General features: G+C 46.1%; 1 protein-coding gene. It reads right to left on the bottom strand.

The features are described 5' to 3' along the window. Positions 1–228 (bottom strand): hypothetical protein (locus CHH91_RS20775; protein WP_176465889.1); only part of this gene is annotated, 228 nt, incomplete at both ends.

The following is a 228-nucleotide window of genomic DNA, read 5'->3' on the forward strand; positions in this document are numbered from 1 at the left end:
GAGCTATAGTGGTGTGTCAAAAAGCCGATCAGCAAGCTCGACAATAGTACGATCACAAGAACAATGATTGGCGGCGTCATTCTTTCTGCAGGTCCTGTTACTTGCTCGCCGCTTATATCAACAGGGCTAGAAAGATGGTTATAGACATAGTCATTATGGTGCCCGTCTGACAGCGCGTTGCCAAGAATCGTGTGAATGTCCTCGTAAACAAGTTCAGTTGTTTGGACA

Source organism: Virgibacillus sp. 7505 (genome assembly GCF_002272135.1).
In the GTDB taxonomy this organism is placed as follows: Bacteria; Bacillota; Bacilli; order Bacillales; family Amphibacillaceae; genus Terribacillus.